The sequence below is a fragment of the Pseudomonas sp. G166 genome (assembly GCF_037027455.2).
Taxonomy (GTDB): Bacteria; Pseudomonadota; Gammaproteobacteria; order Pseudomonadales; family Pseudomonadaceae; genus Aquipseudomonas.
This window is the reverse complement of the sequence record NZ_CP146985.1, coordinates 4,937,347-4,950,167: the sequence shown is the minus strand read 5'-3', so window position 1 is coordinate 4,950,167 and position 12,821 is coordinate 4,937,347. Positions and strand designations below refer to the sequence as shown.

The 12,821-nt window shown below is 58.7% G+C and carries 11 protein-coding genes; 1 reads left to right on the top strand and 10 read right to left on the bottom strand.

All coding sequences use genetic code 11. The features are described 5' to 3' along the window. Positions 1 to 63 precede the first annotated feature (63 nt). The 5 genes from SGN16_RS21740 to SGN16_RS21720 form a co-directional block, all read right to left on the bottom strand. Complete coding sequence (locus tag SGN16_RS21740) at positions 64 to 1,644, bottom strand: hypothetical protein (protein ID WP_335945300.1); 1,581 nt, start codon at positions 1,642 to 1,644, stop codon at positions 64 to 66. A gap of 181 nt (positions 1,645 to 1,825) precedes the next feature. Beyond that, entirely contained in the window at positions 1,826 to 5,551 is a 3,726-nt protein-coding gene (locus SGN16_RS21735; RefSeq protein ID WP_335945299.1) for a calcium-binding protein, read from the bottom strand. A 128-nt stretch (positions 5,552 to 5,679) separates the two neighbouring features. After that, positions 5,680 to 6,309, bottom strand: coding sequence for a LysE family translocator (locus tag SGN16_RS21730; RefSeq protein ID WP_210639924.1), 630 nt, complete (start codon positions 6,307 to 6,309; stop codon positions 5,680 to 5,682). Between the two features lie 63 nt (positions 6,310 to 6,372). Further along, positions 6,373 to 7,722: an NCS2 family permease gene (locus SGN16_RS21725; protein WP_210639922.1), complete on the bottom strand. Its 1,350-nt coding sequence runs from the start codon at positions 7,720 to 7,722 to the stop codon at positions 6,373 to 6,375. A gap of 344 nt (positions 7,723 to 8,066) precedes the next feature. Then, positions 8,067 to 8,498 carry a MarR family transcriptional regulator gene (locus tag SGN16_RS21720; protein ID WP_335945298.1) on the bottom strand — a complete coding sequence of 144 codons (432 nt, stop codon included), beginning with the start codon at positions 8,496 to 8,498 and terminating at the stop codon, positions 8,067 to 8,069. Between the two features lie 82 nt (positions 8,499 to 8,580). Here SGN16_RS21720 and SGN16_RS21715 point away from each other — a divergent pair, with 82 nt between their 5' ends. Then, the gene (locus tag SGN16_RS21715; protein WP_335945297.1) at positions 8,581 to 9,747 is read left to right on the top strand and encodes a PLP-dependent aminotransferase family protein; all 1,167 of its coding nucleotides are present in this window, start codon (positions 8,581 to 8,583) and stop codon (positions 9,745 to 9,747) included. Positions 9,748 to 9,875: 128 nt separating this feature from the next. Here SGN16_RS21715 and SGN16_RS21710 read toward each other — a convergent pair whose 3' ends face one another. The 5 genes from SGN16_RS21710 to SGN16_RS21690 form a co-directional block, all read right to left on the bottom strand. Next, complete coding sequence (locus SGN16_RS21710) at positions 9,876 to 10,247, bottom strand: glutathione S-transferase N-terminal domain-containing protein (protein WP_335945296.1); 372 nt, start codon at positions 10,245 to 10,247, stop codon at positions 9,876 to 9,878. Between the two features lie 102 nt (positions 10,248 to 10,349). Next, positions 10,350 to 10,895, bottom strand: coding sequence for a GTP cyclohydrolase I FolE (folE, locus tag SGN16_RS21705; protein WP_003204506.1), 546 nt, complete (start codon positions 10,893 to 10,895; stop codon positions 10,350 to 10,352). A 78-nt stretch (positions 10,896 to 10,973) separates the two neighbouring features. Then, positions 10,974 to 11,531: a Smr/MutS family protein gene (locus SGN16_RS21700; RefSeq protein WP_335945295.1), complete on the bottom strand. Its 558-nt coding sequence runs from the start codon at positions 11,529 to 11,531 to the stop codon at positions 10,974 to 10,976. A gap of 74 nt (positions 11,532 to 11,605) precedes the next feature. After that, positions 11,606 to 11,926, bottom strand: coding sequence for a hypothetical protein (locus tag SGN16_RS21695; protein ID WP_053124023.1), 321 nt, complete (start codon positions 11,924 to 11,926; stop codon positions 11,606 to 11,608). Positions 11,927 to 12,216: 290 nt separating this feature from the next. Continuing rightward, a complete protein-coding gene (locus tag SGN16_RS21690; RefSeq protein WP_210639919.1) occupies positions 12,217 to 12,807 on the bottom strand; it encodes a cysteine hydrolase family protein in 591 nt (196 codons plus the stop codon). Positions 12,808 to 12,821: the final 14 nt, after the last annotated feature.

Sequence of the window (12,821 nt, the reverse complement as noted above, 5' to 3'; positions counted from 1 at the left end):
TGCGCATAAAGCTTCTTTGGTTTTCGCCCGCTCACACTGCGGGCTTTTTTTTGCGTGGCGGACTCATAGCCTGGCGTTGTCATCCCGGATGATAAAGATCGTGTCTGCGATGCCCGGGCGGATTTCAGTACCGCCTTTGAGCCAGATGATTTTGTTGGCGTTGTGGGCGTCCTGGACCACTTTCGCAGCGGCTTCGCCAACCTGGGTTTCCAGGCGAGTGCCGGCGGTAATGGGGTCCATGTACATTGGCAGGGAAATCTTCGGGATTCTGGTGCGGTGGAGGCTCATGAAAAAAACATAGTCATGCTCTGTTCGTTGAAATACCAACGCCGGAAAGCTATTGAAAGAGGTGGGTTCCATGACTGTATAGCCATTACGGGTCAGAAGGGCGGCCATAAAGCGTTTGAAATCCACAGGCGAATACGTCGTCATGAAATAAAGCCACTGTCGCTGGAACCGCAAGGGATCAAAATCCAGTCGATCCAATACTCCTGTCGAGGAAGGGATGGGCAGGGCTATCGAGCGGGCAGCGCCTTTGGACGCCGAAGAGGTCGGAAGAATCGGCAGCATCAATAGCGGATCGGACCAGTGTGGATGCAACGAATGGGTCGCGTTTTCCCAACTGCTGAAAATCTGCCTGAGTGCTGTCAAACCTCCGGCGGTGGCGAACGGCGAGTTGTTGGTGAGTTCAAATTGTTTCCTTGCGATGTTTTCCAGGGTGGCTGTCGTGACTTCCGGAAAACGATCCCTGACGTAGCCCGTCAGCGGTTTCTTAAAGGGAAGCCTGGCGTCAATTTCCCAATGGTTGTCCGGTGGCAATTGTATGACGCCGCGAGGTTGCTCGTCGGGTGTATGCCTGAGGATGGCGTCCAGCAGGTCAAAATTATAGGTGGGATGAGCGGGGGATTGGATATAGATGATCGGGGATTCGCGCGCTTCGGTGCGAGTCACCATCTTGTAGTGGAGATTGCCTATGGTGATCAATTCCGATGGCGTGAATTTGGGGTCGACCCCCCAGTTTTTCTGGAATGTCGGGGCGCTTTGCAGCGTGGTTTCGCTTTGCTCGGACGCCGTACGCGGGCGCTTGGGTGCAGCCGCTTCCGATGGCTCATCATCTGCTGGCCGGTGGTACGGATCGGCATCACTGCCGTGAGTCATCTCCTGGTCCGCAATCTGACGCCATAGGAGGCTGCCCTCCACCTGTTCCAGGCGTGGTCCGGAGGCGACGAGTTCAGTGCTTGATCGGGCTCGGTAATTCTGTTCGGCATCGCGACCCAGCAGCACCGTCCCCCCCTCTGCAAGCTCGACGTAGGTGCGCGTCTTGAACGTGCGGATTCCGGAGGTCGCGTCTGGCTCCGATAACAGGGGCACCAGCTCGGATGAAAGGTAGTAATTGTCCAGTGATACCCGGATAGGGGCACCTTGGATGGCTGTCTGCGAGGCAATGTCCGATATCTGGACGGTCGGGGTCTGCGACTCAGGGGCTTCGATCTGTCGTCCGGTCGGTGAGAGGGACGCTTGATCGGTTCCTTCTCCTCTCATGGGATTGTTGAGCGTTGTTTCCGGTGTCGTATCGCGACTGGAGTGAGGCGTATCGGGGGACGACTTTGGAATATTGGGTCGGGTGTTTCGTCTTGGACTCATTGAAAGTGCCTGTTCTTAGTTCGAAGAAGTTTGATGATCCATGTGGTCATGAAACCAATGGCCTGCCATGTCGCTTGTGACGGGCAGGCCTTGGGCTTAAGGATGTTCATGGAAAACCGACAGGCAGGTGCACTACATATATATGGCGCCTGAAAGAAACTTTCGAAGCCATTCGTCAAGGCTATGCATGTTTGGCAGACGTCTCACCCAATGAGAGGATCCAGCTCAATCGAGAGAGCCTTATGCCGAAGATCGTGCTCAGCGCTAACATTTGCGCAAATATCACCGAGTTTCCCAATGTGAAGTTTTCCACCAGTTCCACGCACTTTTCCCGCAACAGACGAAGTGTGTCATCACCCATGGGGTGCGTCTGGTTGAGGCCTTCGCGAGCCAGATCTTGATAGAACTTGAGGGCGTGGTCGCACAGGTCTGTTTTTCTCAGGTTCGCCGTCTCAATGACTCGGGATTTATCGGTATCTAGGATCCACCTGCGGGTTTTGAGGTTGTAGCTCAAGGTGCCGGGAGCCCCGTCCTTGATGGCAACGTGAAGAACCTTCAGTTCTTCGGACTTCAGGCTCGACAGTTCGCTGGGCCATGGTGTGTCGGGATCGGCGAGAGGGGCAAAGTACCGGCCATCGAGCGCTTCTACATAAACCTGCTCAAACAGGCTGTCGACGGCATGCACGACGCCTTGTGCCGTGATGACTCGTATCGGGTCGACAAGGTCTTGAGCCTCATAGGCGGGAAGATGGATGGTGGTTGTGCCAATCCGCAGCACATTGGCGCAAAGTTTTATTTCGACTCGACCCAGGTGCGTGGCATCGAGCTCCCAGGTGGAGGCATGGGGTAACCGCGGATTGGCGCCGGCCAATGCGCCCGGTGTGGACAGGCGTAGCGTCATGTTCGGGCTCAGGTGGACAAGGTAGGTGGCGCCTTCGCCAACCAGGACTTCAATCCCCGTCTGTTCGGTGGGGGCTGTCAGCGTGGCGCAGGTTGCCCAATTGCCCATGTAATAGGGTTTTTTGTCCAAGGGGCGTAGATAGGCGTATTTCTTTTTTGTGGGTGTGAGAGATGGCGAAATTTCCGTTTTCCATTTCACCGGATCTTTGGCGATGAATGTTTCGTCCAGCAACACGCCATAGGCGGGCGAGGGCTGGACCAGACGGTAGGACGAGCCGTCATTCATGATGAGGATGAACGTATGTTGCAAAGCCAAGGCGGAAAATGCCCGCCGTCCGGTGTTCGGGTTTTGCGCGCTATAACGCTCGTCGGAACTTGCCAGGTTCTTCAAGATGATTCGGCGAGGGCCAAAGTGTAACGTCAGTCCACATTCACCATATTTTATGGTGTCGCCTTTATCTTCCTGAGTGACATGGGCGTTGTAGTGGGCCTCGATACCCGTCAGGTCGGAGTCGACGTAATCCAGATGGAGCGTGGTGGAAAACGCGCTTTTTTGCCTGACCCTGAGGGTGGTGAGTTCGTTGAGGCGTGAAACGAAATAGCTTGTGTCTTTGTCGTGGGCGATCTGCTGTTCTATCCGATCGTTCAGGATGGCCGGGGTTCGCGGCGTTCCTTGCTGCACCATGACTGTTTCAATGTCGAACGGGCCGCTGTGCTCGATCATCTCGGGCAGATCGGGAACCAAGTGGTAGCCATCCTGGGTAATGAACGTCAGCCTGTCGTTTTGCAGGGCTCTTGAATGATCGCTATGTGCATAGACGTTCCTGATGGTGACTGTGCGAAGTTCCCAGTCATTTGCATCGAAGCATGAAGTAATGACCAGGTTGCTATCTTCAATCCGCCAGCTTTCAATCAGGTCGGCTCTCCAGTCCAGCGCGATGACGCTGTTGTCTGCGCCGTCTTCGGTGATCGATACACCGCCTGCTTTATGAGCGATGGCATAGACATCTTCGCCAGGTCCGCCGTCGGCGTTGCGGTTATTTCCATTGAGAATAAAAATCCGGTCATCTCCCGCACCGGCCTCGATCGAATCGTTGCCGCGGGATTTGATGATGTTCGAGCCGGCTGTGCCCTTGATGACATTGGCACCGCCCTCGGGGATTTCTACGTTTTCAATGCTTTCAAGCACTGCATGGCGATGACATCTGCTCTGCGTATCACCACTGGCTTGAGTGATGATGGACACTTGTCCGGCGTCCAGGTCGACCCGATAACCCTGGCGCGGCGCCTGATGGCTGCTGCTACGGCCCGATAAAATGAGTGTGTCATTGCCCACGCCACCCACCAGCCGGTTTGCTGGAGGGGTTTGGTTTCTACTGAGGTTTTCTGTCGAGCCCTCGAAGATAAAAACGTCATCTTTCGTGCCGCCGCTCAGTTCTTTGACACCGGCCCCGTAGTGAAAGACGTTGGGCTTGTCTTCGACCCCTGTAACAGTGTCGTTGCCACCGCCGATGTACCAATGGATACCTTTATGTCCGGCCGGTGTTTCCATGACTGCCCCCGGCGTCCCGGCAGTAACGCCTTTGCGCGCATCGATCCGGTCGTCGCTGTCTTTGATCCTCGGGCGTACTGCCGTCGCCTGGTATCTTTCACCGGTCCACCAACTCCAGGTGTTGTAGGTCACCGGTTCCAGTTCCACGGTGAATGTACCGTTTACGATCGCTTCAGTGCTGTCCTTCAGTGGGCCTCTAAGCAAGTTCAGGGCATTGTTCTGCAGTAGCTTTGTATGGTCGGCGGTCGCCTTGGCGATGAGGTAGCGCTCCTGGATATCCTTGTCGGGATCGATCGTCCAGAAGGCCAACCAACCCGTGCGGAGACGCTCGTGTACGGTGAGCTCTATATAGTCGTCGATTTCATCGACTTGACGTATGGCGCCCCAGACTTGTGAACCCACCACCAGGATAAGCCCTGCGGCAAGGCCCACGGGACCGGCTGAACTGAACCCAGCGAGCGCGGCGACGCCGACGGTCAGGGTCATGGCGGCGCTGGTGACGCTCAAGGCTGCGCTGACATAGTGATCGGTGGCTTCTTTGCCAGTAGCGTGGGCGGCAGCCTTGAAAGAGTCGACGGCGGAAATGATGTCGAAAGGAAGTGTCAGGACGCTGGCAATCAGGCCGCCTCCACGCGCGAGCCGTGTGGCGAATGTCGTTTTAGCGAAATCCTCGAGGGAACGATGGCCGGCCCTGATCATCTGAGTGGCTTGTCGGGTCACCGCGGCTTCGACGCCGATAGACGCGACCTCGGCGGCCACGCCGGTCCCATTGAAAATGGTCTGGTAGGCATCCTTGTTACGGATGGCGTCTTGCAGGCCTCGCAGGCCGCTATAGATTCCGAAGGCCTGAAGTCCAAGGCCCGTGGGAATGAGGAGGTTGCTCCTGGTGGTGCTGACCCAACTGAATGTTCCGTGGATGAGCCCACTGCTATCGAGCTTTTGCGCGGATTTCAGGAGTTTTCCCAGCGTGCTCCGATAGTGGGTGGGGTCAGCCTGTGTTTCAGGGGCTTCACTCAACAATGGGCTCGCGCAGGGGGGACGCTGGCTTGCCATTTCAAATAGCAACGTTGGCAACCGGTAGTCGTTCGCATCGCAGGTCAGTTTCAGACGTGTTTCGATATCGCCTGCATTGAACTGAAGCGAGTTCACGAAAAAGCGATTGGGATGGCGGAAAAAAGTATTGTCGCCGTTCAGCGGTTGCCCATCGGTCGTTGCGCCGAGCGCATTCAGGGCGCAACGGGTGATTGTCACGGAGCCGATGTGCAGCGGGCCGTAAAGTTTATCCACGACTTCAAGCTGGGCCTGTCGATGCTTGTGCTCCGGACTCAGTTGCGCTCCTTCGACGGACCTGAAGTCGAGTGTTTCGACAGCGTATTCATTGGCATGAAAACCCAGGTCCGTAATGACTACGGCCCGGTCGTCGGAAACGGAGCCGGGATAAAAAGCCTTGCTCATGGTGAACGTCCTTGTTCAACGATGATGTAAATGGCTCTCTATCTAAGGTGTTTTCCTGAACGGTGTATATCGATGGGTTGTTGCCATGTTTTGCAAAAGCCTGGCTGCCATTCCGCAGAACGCAGGGCTCAGTGGGTGGACAGCAACGACGCTGCGCCCGCGCCACCAAACAACCCGGCACTGATCCGGTTGAACCAGCTCTGCCCTTTGCCCGTGCGCAAATACCGAGCAGCGCCATGGGCGCCGAGGCCGTAGGCCAGCTTGCAGAGCAGGTCGAGTACGGTCCAGGTGGCGATCATGATCAACAGTTGTGGCAGGAACGCTTGCTCGGCGCTCAGGAACTGCGGGAGGAAAGCGGCAAAGAACAGGATGTCTTTCGGGTTGCTGGCGCCCAGCACGAACGCCCGGCCGAACAGCGCGCGAAAACGTGGAACGGCAGCAGCCTGGGGCACTTCGGCGCCCTGGGCAGGTTGGCGCGATTGCTGCCAGCTCTGCCAGGCCAGGTAGAACAGGTACAGCGCACCGACAATCTTCAGGGCGCTGAACAGCTGTTCCGACGCCATCAACAACGCGCCAAGCCCCAACGCCGAGGCGCTCAACAGGCAGATCGAAGCGATCACCCCGCCCAGGAACGCCGGGTACGAGCGGCGCAGGCCGTAGTTCAGGCTGTTGCCGATCATCAACAATGACAACGGGCCAGGGATGAGGATCACCACCAAGGCGGCACCGCTGAACAACAGCCAGGTTTCCAGATTCATTGCTTTGCTCCTGATGGACAAAAGCCTCACCCAATGGGTGAGGCGGGTGGTTACGTGTCTCGCTTACAAGAAGATGAACTTGGCGATGAAGATCGCGCAGAGCACCCACAGGCTGACAGAGATTTCCTTGCGCTTGCCGGTGCCGGCCTTGAGCACCACATAGGTGATGAAACCCAAGGCGATGCCGTCGGCGACCGAGAACGTCAGGGGCATCATGATGGCCGTGACAATGGCCGGAATACTGTCGGTCGGTTCATCCCATTCGATGTGGGCCATGCCGCCCATCATCAGCATGGCGACGTAGATCAAGGCCCCGGCGGTGGCGTAGGCCGGGATCATCCCGGCCAGTGGCGCGAAGAACATCGCGGCAATAAATAGCACACCGACCGTCACGGCGGTAAGCCCCGTGCGCCCACCCGCGGCCACACCAGCGGCGCTTTCCACGTAGCTGGTCACTGGCGGCACACCGACCATGGCGCCGAATACGCTGGAAGCGCTGTCGGCTTTCAAGGCCCGGGACAGGTTTTCGATCTTGCCATCGGCTTTCACCAGGCCGGCGCGTTGGGCGACGCCCATCAGCGTGCCCGCGGTGTCGAACATGTGCACGAACAGGAAGGCCAGCACCACGCTGATCATGCTGACGTTGAATACGCCAGCGACGTCCATGGCCATCCAGGTCGGTGCCAGGCTGGGTGGCGTCGACATGACGCCGTTGTACTGCACCAACCCCAGTCCCCAACCGGCCAGGGTCACCGCGATGATGCTGATCAGGATCGCGCCGAACACGCGGTGGTAACTGAGCACGGCGATCATCAAGAAGCACACCGCAGCCAGCAGCGGACCGGGTTCGCGCAACGAGCCAAGCTTGATCAAGGTCGCCGGACTGTCGACGATGATACCGGCGGTTTTCAGGCCGATCAGCCCGAGAAACAATCCGACCCCCGCGCCCATGGCGAACCGCAGGCTCACCGGAATGCTGTTGAGCAGCCACTCCCGCACCCGGGACAAGGTCAGGATCATGAACAGCACGCCGGAAACAAACACCGCACCTAATGCGGTTTCCCAGTTGTAGCCCATGGTGCCGACCACGGTGTAGGTGAAGAAGGCGTTCAGGCCCATGCCCGGTGCCAGGCCCACCGGCCAGTTGGCATACAGACCCATCAACAGGCAACCCAGGGCGGCGGCAATGCAGGTTGCGACGAACGCGGCGCCATGATCGATACCGGCGTCGGCCATGATGTTGGGGTTGACGAAAATGATGTAGGCCATGGTAATGAAGGTTGTCAGGCCGGCAATCAGCTCGGTCTTCACCGTGGTGCCATGCAAGCTGAGTTTGAAGAGGCGTTCCAGCCAGCCACTGCGAAGTGGTGGCGAAAGGTCCAGCGTCTGGGCTTCGGGTTTGCGGCTTTCCACAGCGAGTACTCCTCAAGAGTCTTATTGTTATTTCCAGCCCCGCACGCCCTGAGGGTGGTTGCGAGGCTCTGAGGCAGGTAAGGCTGGCGATGTTTGTTGACTGGTTGGTCAGGAACTCGCACGAAGCGAATTATGCTTTTGTATACAAATAAAGCAAATAATGTTTTCTGTGTTGTCGACGAAATGTCTGGCGATAGGGATATATCGCCCATGCGGGCGCCATCGCGAGCAAGCTCGCTCCCACAGGGGAACGCCGTCAAACACAAATTTTGTGCTCACCGCACTCCAACTGTGGGAGCGAGCTTGCTCGCGATAGCGCCAGTCCAGGCAAAGCCAATCTGAGCCTAGGCCTTGCCCAGTGCCAGATTCACCGCCAACCACCCATCCACCGCTTCCTCCCCCGCTTCGGCAAACACCCGCTCCAGCAATTTCACCTGCTCGCGCCGCAACGCCTGCTCGAACCGCTCGCCCTCGGCGGTCAGTTCCAACAGCCGCTTACGCTTGTCTGTCTCAGACGCGACGCTGTTCACCAGATGCATTTCCATCAACTGGCGCAACGGCATGTTCAGCGCCTGTTTGCTCACGCCGAGCAGGGCCAGCAGTTCCTTCACGCTCAGGGACGGGTAGCGGGCGACAAAAAAAACGATGCGCTGGTGGACCCGGCTCAACCCACGGCGTTCGAGCATTTCATCGGCCTTGGCGGTAAACGCCTGGTAGCCGAAGAAGAACGCTTCCATGGCCATTTGTTGGGAAGTCGGATTTTTAAGGTCAAGCATATTGACGTATCCAGGAAGGGCGGAGTAATTTCGGTCAACTAGTTTGACTCATTATTCCAGCGACCCGCTACAGGTGACCCCCATGGCTTTTTCCGAACGTGTCTCGCGCCTCAAAAGTTCTTTGATTCGAGAAATCCTCGCGGCGGCGCAGCGCCCAGAAGTGATGTCGTTCGCCGGCGGCCTGCCCGCCGAAGCCATGCTGCCGAAAGTGGAATGGGCGGCCATGCCGGTGTCCATGGGCCAATACGGCATGAGCGAAGGTGAACCGGCCCTGCGCGAAGCCTTGGCGGCTCAGGCGCGCTCCCTGGGTCTGGCCTGTGAGGCCAGCCAGGTGCTGGTGGTCAGCGGCTCCCAGCAAACCCTCGACCTGGCAGCCAAGCTGCATATCGACGTCGGCACTGAAGTGATGCTGGAAGCGCCCACCTATTTGGCGGCGTTGCAGATTTTCCAGCTGTTTGGCGCCGACTGCATCACCGTGCCCCTGGAAGCCGACGGTCCGGACCTGAAGCAATTGCGGGCTCGGCTGGAGCGGCATCGGCCGGCGTTCATCTACCTGATTCCCACCTTCCAGAACCCCTCGGCGGTACGCTACAGCGAGGCCAAGCGCGATGCCGTGGCGGCGCTACTGGACGAGTTTGGCGTAACCCTGATCGAGGACGAACCTTACCGCGAGCTGACCTTCGACGGCGGCAACGCCACGCCGATTGCCAGTCGCTTGAAGAAGGCCAGTTGGATCTACACCGGCACCGTATCGAAAACCCTGTTGCCAGGGCTGCGGGTGGGCTATCTGATCGCCAGTCCGGATCTGTTTCCCCACCTGCTGCGGCTCAAGCAGTCGGCGGACCTGCACACCAATCGCATCGGCCAATGGCAGGCGCTGCAATGGATCGGCACCGAGCAGTACCGCCATCATTTGAGTGAGTTGCGGGATTTCTATCGGGATCGTCGCGACCGCTTCCAGGCTGCGCTGCACAAGCATTTTGCCGACATCGCGGACTGGAACGTGCCCCAGGGTGGGCTGTTTTTCTGGCTGACCCTCAAGCAACCGCTGGACACCCGCACCTTGCTCGCCGCCGCGCTGGCTGCTGACGTTGCGTTCATGCCGGGGGAGCCGTTCTTTCCTGAGCCGGATAAGCATCCGGGTCACTTGCGGTTGAATTTCAGCCACATTGATCCGGCGCGGTTGGATGAAGGGCTCAAGCGGTTGGCGGGGGTGGTGCGGGAGGCGCTGGCGGTGAAAGCAGCTTGAGTCATGCGGTGACTGGGCGGGCCCCATCGCGAGCAGGCTCGCTCCCACAGGGCTCTCCAGTTACCTACAGTTTCATTGTGGGAGCGAGCCTGCTCGCGATAGGGGCCCGCAAACACACCACAAAATTATCAGACCGCAGAAAACCGCTTATCCAGATAATCAATGATCACCTTGGACTCATACATCCAGGAGGTCTGGCCATTCTCTTCAATACGCAGGCACGGTACTTTGATCTTGCCGCCTTGCTCCAGCAGCGTCTGGCGGTCCTGTTCATTGTTTTTCGCATCGCGCAGGGCCACCGGCACGTTGAGGCGGCGCAGGGTGCGGCGGGTTTTCACGCAAAACGGGCAAGCGTGGAACTGATACAGCGTCAGGCTGCGGGCGTCTTGTTCAACCTGCGCCTGGGCTTGGGCCGGACGCTGTTTTTTGCTGGGGCGGGTGATGAAGTCGATGAAGATAATCAGCTGGCCCAGGCCAACTCGAAGCGCTTTGACAATCACGGTATAAGCCTCGCGGCAGGGAAGAAGAGGGCGCGCAGCTTACCTGATTTTTCACAGGCGAAAAAAAACCGGCGATCAATGCCGGTTTTTTCATGCGACGGGTTACTTGATGAGGCTGAGGAATTCGCTGCGGGTGGCAGCGTTTTCCCGGAACTCACCGAGCATCACCGAAGTGATCATCGAGGAATTCTGCTTTTCCACACCGCGCATCATCATGCACATGTGCTTGGCCTCGATCACTACCGCCACGCCCAAGGCGCCAGTTACTTGCTGGACGGCATCGGCGATCTGGCGGCTGAGGTTTTCCTGGATCTGCAAGCGACGGGCATACATGTCGACGATGCGCGCGACTTTCGACAGCCCCAGGACCTTGCCGCTCGGGATATAGGCCACATGGGCCTTGCCGATGAATGGCAGCAGGTGGTGCTCGCACAGCGAGTACAACTCGATGTCCTTGACCAGCACCATTTCGCTGTTGTCGGAGCTGAACAAGGCACCGTTGGTGACTTCTTCCAGGGTCTGTTCATAACCGCGGCAGAGGTACTGCATGGCCTTGGCAGCGCGCTTGGGCGTGTCGAGCAGGCCCTCGCGGGAAACGTCCTCGCCGAGTTGGCCGAGGATCGCGGTGTAATTCTGTTCCAGAGACATGAAACTACCTGTGGGATTTTACGCAAAGGGCAAGGGTACGGTGGCGGACACGGCGCTGCAAGCTCGGCAATCGGGACGCTACTCGTCGCGACCTTCCATCATGGTGCGCTTGAGCATTACGTACACCGCGCCGGCGCCGCCGTGTTTCGCCTGGCAGGAGGTGAAGCCCAGTACTTGGGGGTGCTGGCGCAGCCAGGTGTTGACGTGGCTCTTGATCATTGGCCGCTTGCCGTCCAGGCGCAGGGCTTTGCCGTGGGTGACGCGCACGCAGCGGATTTCGAACTTGGTAGCTTCGGCCAGGAATGCCCAAAGGGTTTCCCGGGCTTTTTCGACGGTCATGCCGTGCAGGTCGAGGCTGCCTTCGAAGGGAATCTGGCCGACCTTGAGCTTGCGTATCTGGCTTTCCTGCACCCCGTCGCGCGCCCACATCAACTCGTCTTCCGGGCCGACGTCGATCACGAACTGATCGGACAAGCCATCCACGGTCGTGGCGTCGGTGCGCACGGTGGCGGCCTGACGCAGCTTGGCGATCTGTGCGCGGTCAGCCTTGGGTTTGCCGGTTTCGGCGCGATCGTGCTTGATCGGTTTTACGCCCTGGATCGCACTTTTGAACAGGGAAAAGTCGTCGTCTTGCATGTCAGCCTCCGCGAAGGCCGGCCAGTTTACCCAACTCCGAGGGGATCAGGCGCGACAAAACGTCGGATGGCGGGTCAGTCGTGCTTTTTCATCAGATGCGGAGCCATGGCCAGCTCCAGGGATTGGCGAGCGCGGCGGCGGCAGCGGCGCCAGAGCCAGACGCCCAACAGCAATACGAAAAGACCGACTGCCAGAATGATTGCCGAACCCAGCGGGGTGGCGTTCAACTCGCCCAGTGCGGGCGGGCGCCCCAGCAGGCTGGCGGCACCGGCCATGGCCAGCAGTACACCGAGCGTGGCCAGGAGCGCGGCGATCGCAGCGCCGAAACGAAACCGCCAGTTGCTAGGGCCTTTGGGCCGTAAGCGACGTGCGTCAAAACCATCGGATAACTTCATTCCGACCTTCCTCAATGGGTATCGGCCCTTCGACCGGAAGATGTTCGGGTTGTTCCTGACAGTAGTGTCCTGTTTCGCCAATACGTTCCTTTTTTGACGAGTGGCTGTTGTCGTCAGGCAAGGCGCCACGACGAGTCATGGCCCGCTATGGCGAGGAGCGGCAACGCAGCATGACGAAAACAGACGCCGTCAAAAAGGAACAGTATTTGTGATACAGGACACCAGGGCAATTGCAGCAAATGAGAGGCTTTTGCGGATGAGCGGCGGGAACGGCCGCTCATCACGGAGAATCAGGTGAAGTCGCGGGTCAGGGCCAGGGTGGCGAAGTTGTCCGCCATGATCGCCATTTCGGTCTGCTGAACGTGCTCGGCGCTGAGTACACCGCCCTTGTATGGCAGGTCACGGGTGGCGCAGGCGTCTTCCACCAGGGTGCAACGAAAGCCCAGGTTCTTGGCGGCGCGCACAGTGGTGCTGACGCTGGAGTGGCTCATGAACCCGCAGACGATCAAGTCCAGGGGGCCGAGGTCTTCCAGGCGTTTTTTCAACTCGGTGCCATGGAACGCGCTGGGCAGCAGCTTTTCGATCACGGTTTCGTCGCCCTGGGGCTCGAGGCCCGGAATGAATTCCCCGCGTTCGCCCTGCGGATCGAACAGCCCGCCGTGGGTGCCCAGGTGGCGCACATGCACGATCGGACGGTTGGCGGCACGGGCCGCGCCGAGCAATTGCTTGATGTTCGCGACCGCTGCATCCATGCCACTCAAGGCCAGGGGGCCGGCGAGGTATTCTTTCTGGGCATCGATGATGATCAGTGTCGCTTGACTCAGGTTGGCCGCCGCGTAACCACGGCCGCTGAGTTGAAACATCGTTTTTGGAACGGACATTCTGGGGCTCCTTC

Bases quoted from the DNA above. Each gene is read 5' to 3' on its own strand.
- SGN16_RS21735 (WP_335945299.1), bottom strand. From the start codon at position 5,551: ATGAGCAAGGCTTTTTATCCCGGCTCCGTTTCCGACGACCGGGCCGTA.
- SGN16_RS21740 (WP_335945300.1), bottom strand. From the start codon at position 1,644: ATGAGTCCAAGACGAAACACCCGACCCAATATTCCAAAGTCGTCCCCC.
- SGN16_RS21720 (WP_335945298.1), bottom strand. From the start codon at position 8,498: ATGCTTGACCTTAAAAATCCGACTTCCCAACAAATGGCCATGGAAGCG.
- SGN16_RS21730 (WP_210639924.1), bottom strand. From the start codon at position 6,309: ATGAATCTGGAAACCTGGCTGTTGTTCAGCGGTGCCGCCTTGGTGGTG.
- SGN16_RS21690 (WP_210639919.1), bottom strand. From the start codon at position 12,807: ATGTCCGTTCCAAAAACGATGTTTCAACTCAGCGGCCGTGGTTACGCG.
- folE (WP_003204506.1), bottom strand. From the start codon at position 10,895: ATGTCTCTGGAACAGAATTACACCGCGATCCTCGGCCAACTCGGCGAG.
- SGN16_RS21695 (WP_053124023.1), bottom strand. From the start codon at position 11,926: ATGAAGTTATCCGATGGTTTTGACGCACGTCGCTTACGGCCCAAAGGC.
- SGN16_RS21715 (WP_335945297.1), top strand. From the start codon at position 8,581: ATGGCTTTTTCCGAACGTGTCTCGCGCCTCAAAAGTTCTTTGATTCGA.
- SGN16_RS21700 (WP_335945295.1), bottom strand. From the start codon at position 11,531: ATGCAAGACGACGACTTTTCCCTGTTCAAAAGTGCGATCCAGGGCGTA.